The organism is Actinomadura parmotrematis (assembly GCF_019458805.1).
GTDB classification, from domain to species: domain Bacteria; phylum Actinomycetota; class Actinomycetes; order Streptosporangiales; family Streptosporangiaceae; genus Spirillospora; species Spirillospora parmotrematis.
In genome coordinates, this window is record NZ_JAIBOA010000002.1 from 143798 (window position 1) to 162199 (window position 18402).

Annotated in this window: 20 protein-coding genes; 14 read left to right on the forward strand and 6 right to left on the reverse strand. The window is 72.9% G+C overall.

The annotated features are described in order from the left end of the window. Positions 1-30 precede the first annotated feature (30 nt). From K1Y72_RS37710 to K1Y72_RS03520, 3 genes are all read left to right on the forward strand, one after another. On the forward strand, positions 31-279 hold the full coding sequence (locus tag K1Y72_RS37710) for a putative acetyltransferase (protein WP_220163161.1): 249 nt from the start codon (positions 31-33) through the stop codon (positions 277-279). A gap of 118 nt (positions 280-397) precedes the next feature. Beyond that, positions 398-1099, forward strand: coding sequence for an ATP-binding cassette domain-containing protein (locus K1Y72_RS03515; protein ID WP_220163164.1), 702 nt, complete (start codon positions 398-400; stop codon positions 1097-1099). Further along, positions 1096-3984: a YhgE/Pip domain-containing protein gene (locus tag K1Y72_RS03520; protein ID WP_220163166.1), complete on the forward strand. Its 2889-nt coding sequence runs from the start codon at positions 1096-1098 to the stop codon at positions 3982-3984. Before K1Y72_RS03515 ends, K1Y72_RS03520 begins: the two co-directional genes overlap by 4 nt. Positions 3985-4000: 16 nt before the next feature. Here the strand turns inward: K1Y72_RS03520 and K1Y72_RS03525 are convergent, their stop codons facing one another. From K1Y72_RS03525 to K1Y72_RS03535, 3 genes are all read right to left on the reverse strand, one after another. Continuing rightward, entirely contained in the window at positions 4001-4708 is a 708-nt protein-coding gene (locus K1Y72_RS03525) for a polysaccharide deacetylase family protein (protein WP_308286867.1), read from the reverse strand. A gap of 223 nt (positions 4709-4931) precedes the next feature. Next, positions 4932-5804: a crotonase/enoyl-CoA hydratase family protein gene (locus K1Y72_RS03530; protein ID WP_220163168.1), complete on the reverse strand. Its 873-nt coding sequence runs from the start codon at positions 5802-5804 to the stop codon at positions 4932-4934. Positions 5805-5862: 58 nt separating this feature from the next. Continuing rightward, positions 5863-6219 carry a hypothetical protein gene (locus K1Y72_RS03535; RefSeq protein ID WP_220163170.1) on the reverse strand — a complete coding sequence of 119 codons (357 nt, stop codon included), beginning with the start codon at positions 6217-6219 and terminating at the stop codon, positions 5863-5865. A gap of 119 nt (positions 6220-6338) precedes the next feature. Here K1Y72_RS03535 and K1Y72_RS03540 point away from each other — a divergent pair, with 119 nt between their 5' ends. The 4 genes from K1Y72_RS03540 (at position 6339) to K1Y72_RS03555 (ending at position 9244) form a co-directional block, all read left to right on the forward strand. Beyond that, the gene (locus K1Y72_RS03540; protein ID WP_220163172.1) at positions 6339-7115 is read left to right on the forward strand and encodes a class I SAM-dependent methyltransferase; all 777 of its coding nucleotides are present in this window, start codon (positions 6339-6341) and stop codon (positions 7113-7115) included. A 125-nt stretch (positions 7116-7240) separates the two neighbouring features. Next, a complete protein-coding gene (locus K1Y72_RS03545) occupies positions 7241-7927 on the forward strand; it encodes a hypothetical protein (RefSeq protein ID WP_220163174.1) in 687 nt (228 codons plus the stop codon). Positions 7928-8012: 85 nt separating this feature from the next. Beyond that, positions 8013-8543, forward strand: a complete 531-nt coding sequence (locus K1Y72_RS03550; protein WP_220163176.1) for a hypothetical protein — start codon at positions 8013-8015, stop codon at positions 8541-8543. Continuing rightward, entirely contained in the window at positions 8537-9244 is a 708-nt protein-coding gene (locus K1Y72_RS03555; RefSeq protein WP_220163178.1) for a hypothetical protein, read from the forward strand. The genes K1Y72_RS03550 and K1Y72_RS03555 overlap by 7 nt, the downstream gene beginning before the upstream one ends. A 9-nt stretch (positions 9245-9253) precedes the next feature. Here K1Y72_RS03555 and K1Y72_RS03560 read toward each other — a convergent pair whose 3' ends face one another. Continuing rightward, positions 9254-11131, reverse strand: a complete 1878-nt coding sequence (locus tag K1Y72_RS03560) for a TNT domain-containing protein (RefSeq protein WP_308286868.1) — start codon at positions 11129-11131, stop codon at positions 9254-9256. Between the two features lie 101 nt (positions 11132-11232). Between K1Y72_RS03560 and K1Y72_RS03565 the strand changes: the two genes are divergently transcribed. Then, positions 11233-12342 (forward strand): alpha/beta hydrolase family protein, encoded by a 1110-nt coding sequence (locus K1Y72_RS03565; RefSeq protein ID WP_220163180.1) that lies wholly within the window; start codon positions 11233-11235, stop codon positions 12340-12342. Here K1Y72_RS03565 and K1Y72_RS03570 read toward each other — a convergent pair. Next, positions 12339-13280, reverse strand: coding sequence for a zinc-binding dehydrogenase (locus K1Y72_RS03570; RefSeq protein WP_220163182.1), 942 nt, complete (start codon positions 13278-13280; stop codon positions 12339-12341). The two genes, K1Y72_RS03565 and K1Y72_RS03570, sit on opposite strands and share 4 nt — an antisense overlap. Positions 13281-13360: 80 nt before the next feature. Here K1Y72_RS03570 and K1Y72_RS03575 point away from each other — a divergent pair, with 80 nt between their 5' ends. From K1Y72_RS03575 to K1Y72_RS03590, 4 genes are all read left to right on the forward strand, one after another. Next, on the forward strand, positions 13361-13693 hold the full coding sequence (locus K1Y72_RS03575; RefSeq protein WP_220163184.1) for a YnfA family protein: 333 nt from the start codon (positions 13361-13363) through the stop codon (positions 13691-13693). 150 nt (positions 13694-13843) lie between these two features. Beyond that, a complete protein-coding gene (locus K1Y72_RS03580; RefSeq protein ID WP_220163186.1) occupies positions 13844-14503 on the forward strand; it encodes a hypothetical protein in 660 nt (219 codons plus the stop codon). Positions 14504-14561: 58 nt separating this feature from the next. Beyond that, positions 14562-15305 carry a hypothetical protein gene (locus K1Y72_RS03585; RefSeq protein ID WP_220163188.1) on the forward strand — a complete coding sequence of 248 codons (744 nt, stop codon included), beginning with the start codon at positions 14562-14564 and terminating at the stop codon, positions 15303-15305. A gap of 23 nt (positions 15306-15328) precedes the next feature. Then, positions 15329-16054, forward strand: a complete 726-nt coding sequence (locus tag K1Y72_RS03590) for a hypothetical protein (RefSeq protein ID WP_220163190.1) — start codon at positions 15329-15331, stop codon at positions 16052-16054. 747 nt (positions 16055-16801) lie between these two features. On the opposite strand, the gene K1Y72_RS03595 is transcribed toward K1Y72_RS03590, so the two are convergent. After that, positions 16802-17167, reverse strand: coding sequence for an ATP-binding protein (locus K1Y72_RS03595; RefSeq protein WP_220163192.1), 366 nt, complete (start codon positions 17165-17167; stop codon positions 16802-16804). Between the two features lie 162 nt (positions 17168-17329). Between K1Y72_RS03595 and K1Y72_RS03600 the strand changes: the two genes are divergently transcribed. Together K1Y72_RS03600 and K1Y72_RS03605 are read left to right on the forward strand one after the other, a co-directional pair. Next, on the forward strand, positions 17330-18136 hold the full coding sequence (locus tag K1Y72_RS03600; RefSeq protein WP_220163194.1) for a helix-turn-helix domain-containing protein: 807 nt from the start codon (positions 17330-17332) through the stop codon (positions 18134-18136). After that, positions 18121-18306, forward strand: a complete 186-nt coding sequence (locus K1Y72_RS03605; RefSeq protein ID WP_220163195.1) for a DUF397 domain-containing protein — start codon at positions 18121-18123, stop codon at positions 18304-18306. Before K1Y72_RS03600 ends, K1Y72_RS03605 begins: the two co-directional genes overlap by 16 nt. Positions 18307-18402 lie beyond the last annotated feature (96 nt).

Consider the following 18402-nt stretch of genomic DNA (forward strand, 5'->3'; position numbering starts at 1 on the left):
TTCCATCGATTCGACACGGGGGTCCTTAGGATGCCGGGCCGCATCGCCGCGAGGCTGGTCGTCTCGATCAGTGCGGCGGACGTGGGCCAGCGGATCTCGCTGCGCCGCCGTCTGCCAACGGGAGAGTACAGCGACGTGGTGGGAGTCCTCGAATCCTGGTCCGGGTCGGTGCTGCGGGTGCGCCGCCGGACGGGCGATCTCGCCGAGGTCGAGGAGGCGTCGATGGTCGCCGCCAAGGTCGTCCCGCCGGCCCCGCCGCGCCGCCGTCCCCGTCCCTGACCTGCGCGGGGACGCGTCCGCCGGGCCGCGCTAACGCCCGGCAAAAGCTTGGCGATGAGTGCGGCTCCCGGGTGAGCGCCGCCGCCGGGACGCGCCCGTTACGCCCCAGCGTGTTCTGGTGAGCGAAACGGCAGTGCCCCGCCCCGGCCCCCAGGACGCCGGAGCCGCCGAGCACGAGCATCCGGAGCCGGTGGTGGACGCCGATGGCCTCGGCGTCCGCACCCGCCGCGGCTGGATCTTCTCCGGGGTGGCGCTGCGCGCGCTCGCCGGGGACGTCGTCGCGGTCGCCGGTCCGGGCGGCAGCGGCCGCACCTCGCTGCTGCTGGCGCTGGCGGGCCGGATGCGCCCGTCCGCCGGGGAGCTGCGGGTGTGCGGGCGCGAGCTGCCGGGCGACGAGCGCGAGGTGCGGCGCGCGGCGGCGGTCGCGCGGGCGGGCGGCGCGGCCGTCCTCGACCCCGACCTCACCGTCGGCGACCACGTCCGCGAGCGCACCCTGACGGTGAAGGGCCTCCGCGCCGACGCCTTCGAGGACGTGCGGGCGCTCGTCGGGCTGTCGGCCGGGGACCGGGCGCTCGTCGGCGACATCGGGTCCGCCGAGGGCACCCGCCTCGCGCTCGGCCTCGCGCTGCTGGAGTCGCCGCGGCTCATCGTCCTCGACGACCTGGACGACGGCGCCGGCCTCGCCGCGCAGCGCGCCCTCTGGGAGACCGCCGCGCGGGTCGCGCGCTCCAGCGACGCGGCGGTGGTCGCGTCGGCCGCCGACGCCGCGCCCGCCGAGGGGTCCGCCGACGTCCTCGTCCGGCTCGGGGAGGGCGCGTGAGGGCGCTCCGGCTCGCCGCCTACGAGCTCCGCCGGTTCCGGACGCCGCTCCAGCGGGCCGGGCTGGCCTTCCTCGCCGTCGTGCCGCTGCTGTACGGCGGGATCTACCTGTGGTCGAACTGGGACCCCTACTCCAAGATCGACCGGGTGCCGGTGGCGGTCGTGGACGCGGACCGGCCGGTGACCGTGGACGGCCGCCGCGTCCAGGCGGGCGCCGACTTCGTCGCCGAGCTGAAGAAGGACCGCATCCTGGACTGGCGCTTCACCGGCGCGGCCGACGCCCGCGACGGGCTGAAGGCGGGCCGCTACCTGGCCACGATCTCGGTGCCGCCCGACTTCAGCGCCAGGCTGGCGAGCGGCGCGAACGGCACGCCGCAGAAGGCCGCCATGATGATCGAGCTGGACGACGCCAACAACTACCTGGTCGGCATCATGGCCGACACGATCAAGTCGGAGCTGGAGCGGAAGGTGTCGGCGGCGGCGGTCACCGCCTACTTCCAGGCCGCGTTCGGCAAGCTCGGGGAGCTGCGCGACGGGCTCGGCGACGCCGCGAACGGCGCCGCCGAGCTGCACGACGGCATCGCGCAGGCCAAGGACGGCTCCGCCCAGCTCGCCGACGGCCTCCAGACCGCGAAGACCGGCACGGGCGCGCTCGTCACCGGTCTCGGTCAGGCCAAGGACGGCTCGGCACAGCTAGCGAGCGGCCTGGACACCGCCCGGACGGGCACCGGCGCGCTCGTCACCGGCCTCGGCCAGGCCAAGGACGGTTCCGGGCAGCTCGTGACGGCCCTCGGCACCGCCAAGTCCGGCACCGGCGCCCTCGTCACGGGCCTCACCAGCGCCAAGAGCGGTTCCGCGCAGCTCGCCGACGGCCTGGACGCGGCCGAGACCGGCACGGGCGCGCTCGTCACCGCTCTCACCGCCGCCAAGTCGGGCTCGTCGCAGCTCGCGGGCGGCCTCGGCACCGCCGACCAGGGCACCGCGCAGCTCGCCGACGGCCTCACGCGGTTGAAGGCGGGCAGCGGCGAGCTGGCGCCCGGCGCGGCCGAGCTGGCGACGAGCCTGCACGCACTGAACACCGAGGCGGGCCCGGTCGCGACACGGGCGGCCGAGGCGCTGCCCGGCCTCGCCGACACCGCCGTGGACGCCACCGGGGACGCGGCGCGGCTGAGCTCGCTCGCGGCGTCGGTGTCCGCCCGCATCGCCCGCATCACCGGCCAGATCGACGCGTGGCTGAACGGGCTGCCCGCCGACCGCCCCGAGATCCGCCGCAGCGTCCAGTACCAGCGCCTCCAGACCTCCCTGCGCGACCTGGACGGCACCGTCGCCGACCGGCTGCGCGACCTCGCCGCCGCCTACCCCGCCGTCGCCGACGTGCCCGCCTACCGCGGCACCCTCGCGCTCGCCGAGCAGGTGGACCACGCCCTGGTCAGCCGCCTGAACCGGCTCGCGGACCGGCATCCCGAGCTGCGCGCCGACCCCGTCTTCCAGGAGATCCTGAGGATCGCCGACCGGCTGACCCGGGACGCCCGCGAGATCGCCCGGCTGGCCGCCGGGGTGGACGCCACCGCGCACCGCGTCGCGGCGGACGCCGTCGCCCTCAAGAAGGACGTCCCGGCGCTCCAGGCGAAGCTGGCGGGCGCCGCGTCCGGGCTCGCCGCGCTGGACCGGGGCGGCGCGCGGGTCGCGTCCGGTGCCGCCGAGCTGGACGCGAACCTCGCCACCGCGCAGAAGGCCGGCGCGGCCCTGCACGCGGGCACCGGGAAGCTGCTGACGGGTGCCCGGTCGCTGGACGCCGGCAACGCCCGGCTCCTCGCGGGCGCGCAGCAGCTCGACGCGGGCGGCGGCAGGCTGGCTTCCGGTGCCCACCAGCTCGACGCCGGCAACACCAAGCTGCTCGCCGGTGCCCGGCAGCTCGACACCGGGAGCGGCAAGCTCCTCAGCGGTGCCCAGCAGCTCGACGCGGGCAACGTCAAGCTGCTCGCCGGTGCCCGGCAGCTCGACGCCGGCAGCGGCAAGCTGGCGGCGGGCGCCCACCGGCTCGACGCGGGCAACACCACACTGCTGAACGGCGCGAAGGAGCTCGACGCGGGCAATGCCAAGCTGGCGGCGGGCGCCGAGGAGCTCGACACCGGCAACGCGCAGCTCCTGTCGGGGTCGCAGAAGCTCGCCGACGGCCTGGAGTCCGCCGAGAAGCAGGTCCCCTCCTACGGGACGGACGCGGCGGCGGGCTTCGCGAACCCGGTGAACGTGTCCACCTCGAACCTGCACCCCGCCGGCAACTACGGGCGCGGCCTCGCCCCGTTCTTCATCGCGATCGCGCTGTGGGTGTTCGGGATCGTCGCGTTCCTGCTGCTGCGGCCGGTGTCGGGGCGCCTCCTCGCCGGCCCGGCGGGCGCGGCGACGGTCGCGTTCGCGGCGTGGCTGCCGGTGCTGTTCATGGGCCTGGTCGCCGCGCTGGTGCTGTTCCTGGCCCTGCAGTTCGGGCTCGGCCTGGATCCGGTCACGACGGCCGGGACGCTCGGCGTCATGGCGCTCGGCCTCGCCACCTTCAGCGCGATCGTGCACGTCCTGCGCCTGGCGTTCGGCGCGGTCGGCGACTCCCTCGCGCTGTTCCTGCTGATCCTGCAGCTCGTCTCGTGCGGCGGCCTCTACCCGGTGCAGACGCTGCCGATGCCGTTCCGGGCGATCCACGACGTCGTCCCGATGACCTACTTCGTGGAGCCGATGCGCGCGGTCATCTCGGGCGGCGAGCGGTCGATCGTCCTCCGCGACCTCACCGTCCTCGCCGGCTACCTGGCGGTCGCGCTCGCCCTGCTGGTCCTCGTCGTCCGGCTGCAGCGGCGCTGGACGATGAGCCGGCTGAAGCCCGAGCTGGAGCTGTAGGGCGCGGGCCGGCCGCTCACCACTTCGGGTAGAGGCGGCCGGCCTTCAGCGGCGTGCCCCGGTACAGCTCCGACACCGTGACCAGGGTGAACCCGCGCCGCTTGAGGCCGTCCACCACGGCGGGCATCGCGTCCACGGTCGACTCGTGGATGTCGTGGAACAGCACCACGCCGTTGCGCTTGGGCTCCTTCACCCCGACGCGCCGGGCGCGCGAGACGCTGCGGTAGCGCCAGTCCAGGGTGTCGACGCTCCACACGATCTCGGGCATCCCGACGGCCTTGCCGACGCGCTTGTCGGTGGCGCCGTAGGGCGGCCGGAACAGCGCCGGCGTGACGCCCGCCGCCTCCTTGATCGCGTTCTGGGTGCGCCGCACCTGGGAGCGGACCGCGCTGCTGGTCAGCCCGGTGAGCTGCGGGTGCGACCAGCTGTGGTTGGCGAGCTCCTGCCCGTCCAGCGCCATGCGCCGCACGAGGTCGCGGTAGTGGTGGACGTTCTCGCCGAGCATGAAGAACGTGGCGCGCACGCCCTCGTCCTGGAGCGTCTTCAGCAGCCGCTCGGTGTACTCGCCGGGACCGTCGTCGAAGGTGAGCGCGAGGCACTTCACCTTCGCGCAGTCGATGTCGCGCGGCGGCGGCGGGCTCGGCGTCGGTGTGGGCGTCGGCGTGTCCGCCCGCCGCTTCGCCACCGCCGCCTGCTGCGCCTGCCCCGCCCGCTCGGCCGTCACCTGCCCGCATCCGGCTGCCAGGACAACCGCACCGAGCGCCACCATGTATGCGCTTCGCACCACTTACCCCCGAAAGTGTCGCTAAGAGGGCTCGTACCCGGCGCGGTCGGTGCCACACGCCCTAAATGATCAATTCCCTGCGATCGGGCGGCGGCGTCCCGGGAAGCGCAAAACCCCCGGAAAACCAGGGTCTTCCGGGGGCAAGCGGCGCGTGGCGCGCGCGTCAGCGCAGCGGCCAGTCCGGTACCTGCTCCGGCAGGTCCGAGCTCACCTTCATCGGGAAGGCGGCGGCCCGCTTCTCCAGGAAGGAGGCGATGCCCTCGGCGGCGTCGGGCGCGGCGCCGAAGGCGGCCATGAGGCGCGAGTCGGCGGCGTGCGCGTCCCACGGCGTCGTCGACGACAGGCCCGACCACATGAGGCGGCGGATCGCGGCGACCGACACCGCCGAGGTGTTGTCGGCGATCTCGCGGCCGATCGCGTAGGCGGCGGGCAGCAGCTCGCCCGGCGCGACGACGCGCGACACCAGGCCGCCGCGGAGCGCCTCGGCGGCGTCGAAGACGCGGCCCGTCGCGGCCCACTCCATCGCCTGCGAGATCCCGACGATGCGCGGCAGGAACCACGACGAGGCGGCCTCGGTGACGATGCCGCGGCGCGCGAACACGAACCCGAAGCGGGCCTTCTCGCTGGCGATGCGGATGTCCATCGGCAGCGTCACGGTCGCGCCGACGCCGACGGCGGCGCCGTTGAACGCGCCGATGACCGGCTTCAGGCAGCGCGCGATGCGGAGCGCGACGGTGCCGCCGCCGTCGCGCGGGGTGCCGTCCTCCAGGACGTCGCCCTCGCCCGCGAACATGTCCTGCGACTTGTCCTTGTTGAAGGTGTCGCCGCCGCCCTCCAGGTCGGCGCCCGCGCAGAACGCCCGGCCGGCGCCGGTCACCACGACGGCGCGCACGTCGTCGTCGGCGTCCACCCGCTCGAACGCGTCCAGCATCTCCCCGCGCATCACCCAGGTGTAGGCGTTCATGCGCTGCGGCCGGTTCAGCGTGATCGTGGCGATCCCGTCCCGGACCGCGTACTCGATCTCGGTGTACGACATGGGCGTCCCTCCGCGGCAGATGGCGTAGAACGGGATTCTAGGCAGCGGCCGGGACCGGTCAGGCGCGGGCCTCGGGGAACAGCCGCTCCACCAGGTCGCGGCGCCAGCGCTGGACGTCGCGGGCCCGCCCGGCGGGCGGCAGCACGGCGAGGCCGCCGCGGTCGGCGGCGAGCAGCACCGCCACCCCCTCGCCCACCTCGACCTCGGCGGGGCCCGCCAGGCCGGACGCGGCCATCCGCTGCGCGACGAGGCCAAGCACCCGCGCCCAGCCCTGGCCGAGATAGGGCGGCAGGCCGGTGGTGCGCAGCTCGGGCAGGCCGCGGGCGGCGAGGCCGAGAGTGCGCAGCTCCAGGCCGTCCGGCCGCTCGGTTCCGACGATCCTGACCTCGGCGCGCGCGCCGCCACCCTCGCTCATGGCCACGACCGTACCGGGACCGCGCGCCGGCCCTCGCCGGGCGGGGCCGCGGCGGGCCCCGGACGGCGGATGGACCCCTCCGCACACCATCACCGGGGTTATCCAGATAAATTACGACCGTGCATTGGGCCGTGACGACGTACGACACCGCGTTCGGGTACGTCTCCGCGCACGGCGCGCCGCTGGTCGACCTGCTCGACCCGCAGCCCGGCGAGAAGATCATCGATCTGGGCTGCGGCACCGGCGCGTTCGCCGCGGAGATCGCCGAGCGCGGCGCGGCGGTGCTCGGCATCGACGGATCGCCGGAGATGATCGCGCAGGCGAAGGCGCTGCATCCGGAGCTGTCGTTCGCCATCGACGACGCGCACTGCTTCACCACCAGCGAGTCCTTCGACGCGGTCGCCTCCAACGCGGCGCTGCACTGGATGACCCGCGACCCCGACGCCGTGATCGCGCGCGTCCACGAGTCGCTGCGCCCCGGCGGCCGGTTCGTCGGCGAGCTCGGCGGCGAGGGCAACTGCGCCGAGCTCATCGTGGCGATGCAGACGGCCTGGCGGGTGTTCGGCCTGTCCGAACCCGAGCTGCCCTGGTACTTCCCGAGCCCCGCCGAGTACGCGGGCCGGCTGGAGGAGGGCGGCTTCACCGTCCGCCTCCTGGAGCACGCCGAGCGGCCGTCGCGGATGGTGGAGGGCCCGAACGGCGCCGCCGACTGGATCCGCGTCTACGCCCCCGGCGCGCTCGCCGAGGTCCCGCCCGAACTGGTCGAGCCGCTGCTGCAACGCGTCAACGACCTCGCCGCCCCGGCCCTGCGCCGCGAGTCGGGCTGGGTCGCCGACTACGTCCGCCTCCGCTTCGCCGCCGTCCGCAAGGCCGACGGCAGCAGCAGCGTCTACTGACCGCCCGGTCACCACTCGTCGACTTGCGGCGTGTTGCGCTTCTGGAGCGCTCCAAAAGCGCAACACGCCGCAAGTCAACGCGGAGCGACCAGGTGGTCATGGGGTGGGGAATTAGGGTGGCGGGCATGCTGCGACTGGTCGATTCTCGCTCTGGACAGGCCGCCGAACTGCCCGCGGGGCGGGTGCTGCGGGTCGGGCTGCCCGGGCCGGTGACGTTGCGGGCGCTGGTCGTCGCCGACGTGCTCGCGCGGGTCGCCGGGCGCGGCAGGCGCCAGGTCCGGGTGACCGCGGCGCCGGAGTTCGCCGTGCACGACCAGGACTGGAGCGACTACGGCATCCGCCCGTTCGCGGTGGAGGACGCGCCGGCCGGCGACCTGGCGGTGGTGACGGGAGGCGGCGGGGACGGGCGCGCGGTCGAGGTCGCGCCGGTGGCCGAGGAGGCCGGCTGGTACGCGCTCATGGCGAACGCCAGCCTCGATCCGCTCGGCGTGCGGCTCGCGCTGCTGGAGGTCCCCTACGGGACGCCGTTCACGCTGACCTCCGCCGGTCTCATCGCGGCGGTGGAGCGCTTGGAGCGGCTGCGCGGGTCCGTCGCGGAGTGGGCGACGCAGCCGGGCCGTCCCCTGGACCGCGGCTATGTGGACGAGGCCGAGGCGGCGTTCGCCGACGACCTCGACACCCCGGGCGTGCTGGCGGTGCTGGACCGGCTCGCCGCCGACCCGGAGGTGCCGCCGGGCGCCAAGCTGGAGACGGTCGTGCACGTCGACCTGCTGCTCGGCCTCGACCTGGTCGCCGCCATCGGCCGCGCCTGAGCGGGCGGATCGGGACGTTCCGCCGTCCTGGCCTGCGGGCCGCCGCGCCGTCGCTACCGTGCCTGGCGACCCCCCAGGAGGACCGATGGCGTTGCGCAGGACCGCGCCGCCCGCAGCGGCGCTCTTGTTCGCGGCGGGCTGCTCGCTGCCGCCCCCGGCCTCGGGCGCGCTGCAGCCGTCCGGGACGAACGGGGCCGCCGCCACCGTCCGCGGTAGTGCGGCGGCGGACGGCACGCCCGTCCTGGACGCCTACCGCCGCTTCCACGAGGTGTTCGAGTACAGCCTGGCGACCGGCGACGCCGGGCGGGTCCGGCAGGCCGCGACGGGCGCGGCGGCCGCGCGGCTGCTGACGGCGCTGCGGGCCAACCGCCGCGCGGGCGTGGTGCAGCGCGGGCACTCGGTGCCGCACCCGCAGCTTCGCGCAGCGCGGGCCGCGTCCGCCGACGTGGTGGACTGCGTGACGACGTCGGGGCTGTGGACGTACCGCGCCGCCACCGGCGCCCGCGTGGGACGCGCGCCGAAGGCGGGCCGCTACCTGCTGTACGCGCGGCTGGTGCGGGCGAAGGGCGCTTGGAAGGTCGCGCTCGTCACCTACCCGGAGGACCCGCGATGCTGACCGTCCTGCTCACCGCCGCCGCCGCGCTCGCCGTCCCGGTCGACGCCGGATGCACGCGGACGAACGGCTGGCTGTGCAGCGTCGGCGCGTCGTCGCCCGGCCACCATCAGGCGGCCGCGCCCGCCCCCGGCAGCGGCGGCCAAGCGCGCGCGGACGCGGTGCCGCAGATCGAGGTCGTGCCGATGTGCGGGCCGACCGGCGGCGCCGACCACTGCATCACGCTGCCGGAGGCGCCGCGCACGCCGACCGCCGACGTCGTCCAGATGGCCCGGGACGCCTTCTACCTGCCTCCCCCGCGCCCGCGCACGAGCCCGGCCCGGCGCACTTTCGTGCGGCTGCCCACCTACCTGTGGATCGAGGGGGCGGCCTGGGGAGAGCGGCGCGCGTCCGTGGCGGTGGACGGGCAGCGGGTCACGATGACCGGCCGCCCGCAGCGCGTCCAGTGGGACCTGGGCGAGACCACCCTCACCTGCGACGGTCCCGGGACGCCCTACGCGCGCGGGGTGGTGTCCTCGTGCGCGCACGCGTACCAGCGCGCCTCGGCGCGGCCCTACACCGTCACGGCGACCGTCTACTACTCGGTGCGCTGGACGTGCACGGGCGCGTGTGACTCCCCCGGCGGCGACCTCGGCCCGCTCGGAGCCACCGGACGGGTGCCGCTGTCGGTCGCCGAGATACAGACCACCGCCGACGGCGGCTGAGGCGCGCCGTCAGCCCGTCTCGACGACCGACCCGTCGTGCAGCAGCTCGTTGAACGAGCGGGCGAAAATGTAGGCGACGCCGCCGCCCGGCTGCCCGAACCACGGCACGGCCGTCCCGGTGACCGCGCGGACGGGCCGCCGCAGCCGGTACGCCCGGCGGGGCCGGTCCTTCCACTCGGGCGGCAGCGACCTCCGCTCGAACGGCGTGTGCTCGGCGTAGGCGACGTTCCCGTCGGGCTCGCCGTGGCGGTCCACGACCGTCCCGACGGGCACCTCCACCTCGCGGGCGCCCCGGAACAGCGTCGCGGGCGGCTCGCCCGCCAGCGGCGCGATGAGGCGGCGCCGCGCGGGCGTCAGCAGGCAGCGGCCGACGAGGTGCGCGGCGGCGTCGTCGGGGGCGTCGAAGACGACCTCCTTGAACCGCTCCCCGCCCGCCTGCTTGAACACCGCCCAGCGGCCGTCCTCGGCGACCAGGCACCAGGCGCCGTCCGCGGTCGCGCCGACGCTGTAGGCGGCCTCGTCCACGCCGAGGTCGGCGAGGCGCTGCACGGCGCGGGCCGGCCAGTCGGTGCGGAGGCGCGGCGGCTCGGCACGGCCGGTGGCGGCGGCGATCGCGGCGGCCATCGCCTCCTCGGACACCTCCGGGACGGTGTGGCCGTTCGCGCGGATGTGCTCCACCAGGTCGGGTTCGGGCGGCACGCCGTGCTCGGCGAGGTAGTAGGCGACCGCGCCCGTCCACGTCCAGCGGCCGTCCGTGCGGACGGTGAGCGGCACCAGGTCGCCGCGCCCCGGGTCCATCTGGTCGGGGCCGGTGGAGCGGGCGACGAGGACGACCGGCGCGCTCCACAGGTAGTCCAGGACTTTGCGGACCTCCTCGTCGGGGACGGCGGGCCGCGTCACCGACGGGTCGTCGCCGTCCGGGCCGACGTGGTCGAACACGCGCGCCCGCCGGACGCCCTCGGCGCGCGGCGCGGGCCCGGCGGGCGCGGGACCCTCGGCGGTGCCGTCGGCGCGGCGCAGGATCGCCGCCATCCACTCCGGCGGGTCCGGGCGCGGGAAGCGCTCCAGCTCGCGCCGCACGTCGGCGGCGACCGGCGGCCGGTTCCAGGGCGGCCCGGCGTCGCGGGTGTAGGACGCGCGGCAGCGCACCGCGCCCTCGTCGTAGAGGATCTCGAAGTCCATCCGCGACCAGGCGCCGCCCTGCGCGGCGCGCAGCCGGTCCAGCAGCAGCCCGAAGGCGGGCGGCGGCGTCCAGTCGACGGTGCCGCCGTCGGCGAGGTAGGCGAGCGGCGGCGGGAACTCCACGTGGCCGCCGCACGCCTGGTAGAAGCCGACGATCTTGCGCCAGAGCGGCGGCGCCTGGTCGGCGGCCAGCAGCGGCAGCCGGTGCGTCAGCACCTCCATCTGCTGCGCGGCGTCGAGGGGCTCGGCGCCCTCGTCCACGCCCTCCCCGGGGTAGGACGGCTCGCGGCCCGCCTGGCGCTCGCGCAGCCACTCGGGGACGTGCGCGCCGTCGCGGGGCAGCACGATCTGGTCGCGCGTCCACACGTCGGGCGACGGCGGCGGATCCCAGAGCGGGTCGACGTCGTAGTTGTAGTAGGGCTGCGCGGTGCCGTGCTCGACCAGGAACGTCGCCGAGAACCAGGTGCCCTGCTCGGAGATGTACTGGGCGCGCCGCAGGTCGCCGAGCAGCTCGGCGAGGCCGCCGGGCGGCGTGTCGGCGGTGATGATGCGGTCGTCGTCGGTGAGCGCGGTCAGCGCGAGCCTGGACTCGGCGACCGTCGCCAGGCAGCGCAGCGCGAGGCGCCGCCAGCCGGGCGGGCCGTTCTCCCGCACCAGCCCGACGATCCGCTCCTCCAGCTCGGCGATCCGGTCCTGTCCCGCCACGCACGCCTCCCCTCGCGCCGCTTCGCAGCGTATCCGGGACGCGCCGCGCTCCGGCCCGCCGCGCGTCCCCACCACGCCGCGCCGTCCTCTAGCGTCGGTGCATGAGCACCCGGACCCGGCGTCTCGCCCTTTTCAGCGCCCTCGCCGCCGTGCTCCTGGCGGTCTCGGCGACGGCGGGGATCGGCTGGTACTTCTCCGGCGTCGCCACCGAGGTGTCGCACACCTCCGACTACGACCTCACCGTGCGGGCGTCCGCGCCGGGCACCGTCACCCTCCCGCGGACCGCGACCACCGCGCGTCCGGGCACCTGGGGCCTGTCGTGGCCGGGCGGGCACGCGGTGCTCGGCGCCGTCACCGCGACCGCGCGCGATTCCGTCACCCGCGCCGTCGCGTCGGGGACGCCGCCGGCCCCGGGCACGCGGGCGACCATCGACCACTGGGTGTGGTCCGGCTCCGGGCCGGACGCGCTCGGGCTCTCGTACACGGCCGTGACGTATCCGACCGAGAACGGGGCCATGCCCGCCTGGTACCTGCCCGCCGCCGGACGCACCTGGGTCGTCGCCGTCCACGGCCACAACGCCGACAAGGCCGAGACGATGCGGGCCATGCGGACCGTGCACGCGGCGGGCCTGCCGATGCTGTCGATCGCCTACCGCAACGACGAGGGCGCGCCCGCCTCCCCCGATGGCAAGAACCACCTCGGCGACACCGAATGGCACGACGTCCGCGCGGCCGTCGCGTACGCGCGTGCGCACGGGGCGACCGGCGTCGTCCTGTACGGGTGGTCGATGGGCGGGGCGATGGCGCTGCGGACGCTGCGCGCCGAACCGTCCCTGGTGCGCGGCGTCGTCCTGGACTCGCCGGTCATGGACTGGGACGCGACGCTGGACAAGCAGGCCGCCGCGCGCGGCCTGCCGTCCTTCGTCACCGCGGTCGCCGAACGGACGCTGGAATGGCGCATCGGCATCTCGCTGCGCGAGTGGGACCAGACGCGCTACGCGTCCTCGCTGAAGGTGCCGGTGCTGCTGTACACCGCCACCGAGGACGGAACGGTCGACAACCGGCCCGCCCTGGAATTCGCGCGGCGCGCGCCCGCCGGCCTCGTCACGCACCTCGCGGCACGCGCCGACCACACCGAGGCGTGGAACGTGGACCCGGCCGTATACGAGCGGGCCCTCGCGTCCTTCCTCAGCCGCGTCGCGCCCGCCTAACCCTCGGGCCTTACCTCCAGCAGCGTCTTGCCGATGGTGGCGCGCCGCTCGATCGCGGCATGCGCGTCGGCGGCGCGCTCCAGAGGGAAACGCTGGCCGATGACGGGCCGGACGCGCCCGGCGGCGGCTTCGGCGAGCACGCTCTCGGTCGCGTCCCTGACGAGCTGCGACGTCGGCCGCGCGGACACCAGCCGGACGCCGCGTCCCTCGGCCTCCGCCTCGTCAATGCCCGCCCACTGACCGGACGCGAGGCCGTAGGAGACCATCCGGCCGCCGCCGCGCAGCCGCCCGAAGGCGGCCCGGCCCACCTCGCCGCCGACACCGTCGAACACCACGTCCACGAGCCCGACCTTCTCCGCCCACCCGTCCTCGCGGTAGTCGACCACCTCGTCCGCGCCGAGACCGCGCGCCACGTCCAGCTTGCGGCCGCCTCCGGCCGCCGCCACGACGTGCGCGCCGCGCCCCTTGGCGAGCTGCACGAGCAGCGACCCGACCCCGCCCGCCGCCGCCTCGACGAGCACCCGCTCCCCCGCGGCGACCTCGGCGGCCCGCAGCATCATCGTCGCGGTCCGCCCGTCGGCGAGCAGCGCCACGGCGTCGTCCAGCGCCATCCCGTCCGGCACCTCGAACAGACCGGCGGCGTCCACGGCGGCGAGCTCGGCGTAACCGCCGGAACCGCCCGTCGCGCTGATGACGCGCCTGCCCAACAGCGCGGCGTCCCCCTGCACCACCGTCCCGCCGACGCCGTTGCCGGGGATGATGGGCAGCTCGGCCTTGAACGGGCCCGGCCTGCCCGACCGGAACTGCGTCTCCACGAACGTGATGTTCGCGTAAGCGACCTCCACCAGCACCTGCCCGTCCCCGGGCACCGGATCGGGCGCGTCCCCGACGCGCAGCACCTCGGGGCCGCCGAACTCCCTCAACCACACAGCACGCACGCCGCGCCTCCCTTCACCTGCGGACGAGCCTGCAACCTCAAGCCCGCTGGAGGTCAACCCGTCCGCTAACGTCGCACGCCATGACCGTCGCCCGCTCCCTGCTGCTGTTCGCCCTCGCCGCCGTCGCCGAGATCGGCGGCGCCTGGCTCGTCTGGCAGGGCGTCCGCGAGCACCGCGGCGCCGCCTGGGCGGGCGCCGGCGTCGTCGCGCTCGGCCTGTACGGCTTCGTCGCGACCCTCCAGCCCGACGCCCACTTCGGCCGCATCCTGGCGGCCTACGGCGGCGTGTTCGTCGCCGGCTCCCTCGTCTGGGCCATGGTCGCCGACGGCTACCGGCCCGACCGTTTCGACCTCGCGGGCGCCGCCGTCTGCCTCGCCGGCGTCGCCGTCATCATGTACGCACCCCGCGGCTGACCTGCGCTGCTCCCAGAACCCCGCAAACCGCCAGCGATCACCGGGCCGTACCGGTGGAAACCTTTCCGCAACGAATGTCTTTTCTCACAACACCCCTCTCTGTAAGCTTTCGCGCGTGCTCAGCCCCGTTGTCGACTGAACGAATCAGGGATGGCGATGCGCGTCCGGCCGGTACGTCCCCGCACTGACGGAGGACGCACGAGCCCGCGAACGGCCCTGCTCTGCACCGTCCTGGTCCTGGCCCCCGCCGCCCTCACCGCGGCCGCCTGCGGCTCCCAGCACCCCTCCGGCGGCGCCTTCAGCCCGAGCGGCACCGTGAACCAGGACGCCTCCGCCGCCCCGGCCCCCTCCCCCGACAGTGCCATGACCAACGCCCCGACCCGAACGACCGCCGCCGTCCCCCCGACGGCCCCCGTCGCCCAGGTCAACAAGGCCGTCCTGGACGCCTACCGCGCCTACCAGTCGATGTACCAGAAGGTCTACGAACGCAACGACCCCACGGGCCTCGACGCCGTCGCCATGGACCCCCTGCTGACCAAGGTCACCAAGGACGTCCAGCGCACCAAGACCAAGGGCGAGATCTGGCGCTTCACGAACGTCTCCAACCCCCGTGTCTACGCCCGCAACAAGACCGGAGACTCGGTTTTCATCTCCGATTGCCTACGCACACTTGCCAGTTACCGCTACTCGGCGAAAACAGGCAAACGCACCGGCGGCGGTCCTGGAACTTCCTTCGCCTATAGGGCGGCCGTCCGTTACACAGCGGGTGTTTGGAAAGTCTCCGATGCCATCAGAGACAAAAAATGTTGAGCCCTATTCAACACCCCGCGCCACCTTATCGACGGTACACAGAAAAGGAACCGTCCCTATGCATTCCACGCTCCGCCGCACCATGCCTTCCATTGTCAGGCGATCCGCTGCCGTAGCTTCGATCGTGCTGATTCCAGCCCTCTTTACATTTTCTGCGAACGCGGCTCCATGTGCCGCCCTGAACTGCTCCGTGGAAAGTGGCGGCGGTTCGACTTCCGGCGGAGGCGGCGGCACAGGTGGCGGATCCGGCGGCGGCGGTGGTGGCACCGGAACTCTGGACGGTTCAAATGGTGCGCTTCTTCCCATTCTCAACCAGGACGATCCTCCCCCTGCTCCGGCGGCGCCGGCAACGATCGACCTAGCCATGCAAGCCCGCTCATCGGCTCAGCTTCCCCTCCCTCAGGTGCATACGTCTCCACAAGGAAAGACCTACGTGCGCCTCAGGACCTCGCTATGGGTTGATGGCTTTGTCCAAGTCGAAACACCGCCCATAACAGTCGGCGCACAAACGGTCCAAGCAGTGGCGACGCCAAAATCGGTTCTCTGGCAACTTGGAGAGACCAGCATCACCTGCAACAGTGGCGGCAGTAAGTCCGGAGGCTGCTCATACGTTTATAAACGCTCGTCTGCAAAGGAACCGAGCGGTACGTACAAGATCACCGCGTCCATCACCTGGGCGGTGTCTTGGACATGCCAGGGGGCCGACTGTGATGCGGCTGGAGGAGTACTGGACGATCTCACCGCGATATCCGCACAGACCCCTCTGGTGGTGAGCGAGATCCAGACCAACAACGGAAATTAAAAACGAGACACGGGGTCAGAGAATTGAAGAAGCCATTCGCAGCCTGCCTGATTATTACCATCTCCCTCGCCGGCTGTGGCGCCGACAAGAAAACCACCTCAAGCCCTTCACCTTCTCCGTCCGTGCCCCAGTCCCCACCACCCCCTCCCCCCGCCTACACAGTACAGCAAATAAAAACTGGCCTAATAAAAGCGAAAGAGATAAAGTCGGACGTCAAGGAAATCGGCGTCGCTCTCGATCCCTTCAAAGAGCAGCAGGTTGCCCTGTGCTCGCTTTCCGGCCTGAAGTTGCCAGGGTCGCCGGATATATTGACCCGCCAGTTCGTTAACCCGGACAAGGGGAGCGGTCAGGTTCAGTACATACAACTCATTGCACGCTTCAAAGACGCCGAATCGGCAACGAAGGCGTTTTCCAGCATCCAAGAAAAAGTCGAAAAATGCCCCCCGAAGAAGCATATCCCGGCCAAGAAATACAAGGAGAAGTATTCACTCCTCCCGCATGACGATACATGGACATCAAGCAGTAACACGATTCACGGGTGGCGGCACATCAGCGGAACGGAAAAACAAACCCTGCCACCTTCATCCACCAAGTTCAACGTCTACCACCTAGCGTACGATTACGTCATCAATGGAAATCTCATCATCCATAGCGTATACGCGGCCCGAAGACCTGCGAAGGAATCTGGAAGCGATATCGAAAAGAAAGCTGGTGAACTTTTGGAGAAGCAACTTCAGAAAATTGGATAAACAATACAACGCGCCGACCGTGATCAAACTGATCGGGTGGATCACTAGGTTTTGGGCTGCTGTTAGTAGGCGGGTGTAGACGATAATGGCTGCCTCGGGCTGGGGTCTGGGCGGAGGGCCAGGTAGAGCGTGTTGAGGGGTGGGTGTTCGGGGTCGGCGCGCAGTGAGGCTCCCGGCGCGGAGATAGCGGGGTAGGACGGCGATGTGGATGCCCTGTGGGTCGGGGATGACGGCGGCGGGGCAGGCGGGTGCCGACGGGGGCCAGTGGCGGCGGACGGTCGGCAGGTCGTCGGCGTAGGCGATCAGGAGTGCCTGCTGCGGGTCGGTGCTGGTTCAGGCTGGGGACGCGACGAGGGCGAGCTCCTTTTCGCAGAGGTGTCCGGCGCGGACGGTGGGGACGGGGAGGTCGTGGTGGCCTTTGGCGATGTCCGTCAGGAGGGTGTTGGGCAGGCCGAGGGTGGCGTTCAGGGGCAGGCGTCGGCGATCAGGGGTGTGAGGGACGGCAGGGCGCGGGCGTAGGCCGGTTTGGCCGGGCCGCTCAGGTGGACTAGGCGGGCGTGGGGCGTGGTGCCTTACCGGTTAAACGCGGGGCCGCCCGTGGCGGTGTTGTGGGCCTTCGTGGAGGCTGTCGAGGGGGCTGCGGCGCTGCGGGCAGGTCGTTGGCGAGCGGGGTGGGGGCGTGCCGCGCGTGCCTCGCCTGTTCAGGGGTGGGGCTCGTTCGTTGGTTGTTGTCGCTGGGCGGTGCTGTTAGGCGCGGAGGACGGCGGTGACGCATTTGCCGCCGGTTGATACCGGGCGCCAGCTCAGGGTGCGGGCGATGATCTGCACCATGGCCAGGCCGCGGCCGCTCGTGGCGTCGGGGTCGTCGAAGCGGTGGATCACGGGGAGTGTCTCGGACTCGTCCCACACCTCCAGGACCGGCCCCCGGTCCGCGACGTAGGCGCGGACGGTGACGGCCGTGCTGTTGGTGTGGATCAAAGCGTTGCCGGCTAGCTCCGAGACGATCACCTTCACCTGGTCGGCGTCGGCCCCGACCTTCTCGGCCCAGACGGCCGCCGCCGCGCGGGCCCCGGCCAGCTCTTCCACCTTGGACACGATCACCTCGGCGTGCATGGCCCCTCCGTTTCGGCTGCTCCTCTGGCCGAGAGTGCGCTTTCGAGGGATGATTGACGACACAGAGTCGTCGTCCGGGAACGTTTTGTAGTTCCTCCCGGAATCGTTCAGACAGCGCGCAGAGACATCCCGAACACGGCCCGCACACCCCCGGAGGCGCCGATGCTCCCGCACAAGCTCACTCCCAACGCCGGTCCCCGCCACCTGTTCGGATCCGAGGTGAGGTTCCACCGGGAGGCCGCGGAGCTGAGCCTGCGAGGTCTGGCCGACATGATCCCGTTCGGCGCGTCCACGATCTCCGAGATCGAGCGCGGTCTCGTGGGCTGCGACCTGGTGTTCGCCGAACTGACGGACGGCGCCCTCAGCACGGGTGGGGCGCTGACCCGGTTGCATGTCGGGCTGTTCGACGGGCGGGCGCCCGCCTTCCCCGATCACTTCGTCCAGTGGCCGCAGCGGGAAGGCCGAGCGGAGCTGCTTCGCGCCTTTCAGCCCCTCGCCGTCTGGGGCCTGTTCCAGATCCGCGAGTATGCGGAAACCCAGTTGTACGGGGACGTGGGCAAGGTCGAAGCCCGTATGCGGCGGCGGGATGTCCTGACCCGGGAGACACCGCCTCGGATCGTGTACCTGGTTCCCGAGCACATCCTGTGGCACCGGGTCGGCTCGCCGGAGATCATGTACGCGCAGCTTCTGCACCTCGCGGATTCCATCTCCTCCCGAGTGGCGATCCAGGTTCTTCCGGACGGTTCGCCCCACCCTGGCCACTTGGGCGCCTTCGTCCTGGCGCGCCTTCCCGGCGGGGAGGAGGTCGCGTACGCTGAGGCCGAACCGCACGGGCAGATCCTGGACGGCCGGTCTGATCTTGAGATGCTCAACGAGCGGTTCACGGAGTTGGCGACGTACGCGCTTCCTGCGGACATGTCGGGGGCGCTCATCCGGCAGACGGCGGAGGAACGATGGAAGATCGGCTGATCGGGTGGCGCAAGTCGAGCCACTCCGGCCACGACGGTGCGGACTGCGTCGAGCTGGCGGACCTCGGGGTGTCCGTGGGGGTCCGCGACAGCAAGGCCCCCGAGGCCGGTCACCTGGTGGTGGACCGGGTGTCGCTGGCGTCCCTGGTGAGGGCCGTGAAGGCGTCCTGAGGTCTCGCGCGAACGGCCCGGCTCCCGTGGGGATGCCGGGCCGTTCGCGTCGGGGTGGGCGCCGCCCGGCCGGGGCTTGCGTGACGCCGCTCACAC

Bases quoted from the DNA above. Each gene is read 5' to 3' on its own strand.
- K1Y72_RS03565 (WP_220163180.1), top strand. From the start codon at position 11,233: ATGAGCACCCGGACCCGGCGTCTCGCCCTTTTCAGCGCCCTCGCCGCC.
- K1Y72_RS03550 (WP_220163176.1), top strand. From the start codon at position 8,013: ATGGCGTTGCGCAGGACCGCGCCGCCCGCAGCGGCGCTCTTGTTCGCG.
- K1Y72_RS03605 (WP_220163195.1), top strand. From the start codon at position 18,121: ATGGAAGATCGGCTGATCGGGTGGCGCAAGTCGAGCCACTCCGGCCAC.
- K1Y72_RS03595 (WP_220163192.1), bottom strand. From the start codon at position 17,167: ATGCACGCCGAGGTGATCGTGTCCAAGGTGGAAGAGCTGGCCGGGGCC.
- K1Y72_RS03545 (WP_220163174.1), top strand. From the start codon at position 7,241: ATGCTGCGACTGGTCGATTCTCGCTCTGGACAGGCCGCCGAACTGCCC.
- K1Y72_RS03555 (WP_220163178.1), top strand. From the start codon at position 8,537: ATGCTGACCGTCCTGCTCACCGCCGCCGCCGCGCTCGCCGTCCCGGTC.
- K1Y72_RS03575 (WP_220163184.1), top strand. From the start codon at position 13,361: ATGACCGTCGCCCGCTCCCTGCTGCTGTTCGCCCTCGCCGCCGTCGCC.
- K1Y72_RS37710 (WP_220163161.1), top strand. From the start codon at position 31: ATGCCGGGCCGCATCGCCGCGAGGCTGGTCGTCTCGATCAGTGCGGCG.
- K1Y72_RS03580 (WP_220163186.1), top strand. From the start codon at position 13,844: ATGGCGATGCGCGTCCGGCCGGTACGTCCCCGCACTGACGGAGGACGC.
- K1Y72_RS03585 (WP_220163188.1), top strand. From the start codon at position 14,562: ATGCATTCCACGCTCCGCCGCACCATGCCTTCCATTGTCAGGCGATCC.
- K1Y72_RS03535 (WP_220163170.1), bottom strand. From the start codon at position 6,219: ATGAGCGAGGGTGGCGGCGCGCGCGCCGAGGTCAGGATCGTCGGAACC.
- K1Y72_RS03530 (WP_220163168.1), bottom strand. From the start codon at position 5,804: ATGTCGTACACCGAGATCGAGTACGCGGTCCGGGACGGGATCGCCACG.
- K1Y72_RS03600 (WP_220163194.1), top strand. From the start codon at position 17,330: ATGCTCCCGCACAAGCTCACTCCCAACGCCGGTCCCCGCCACCTGTTC.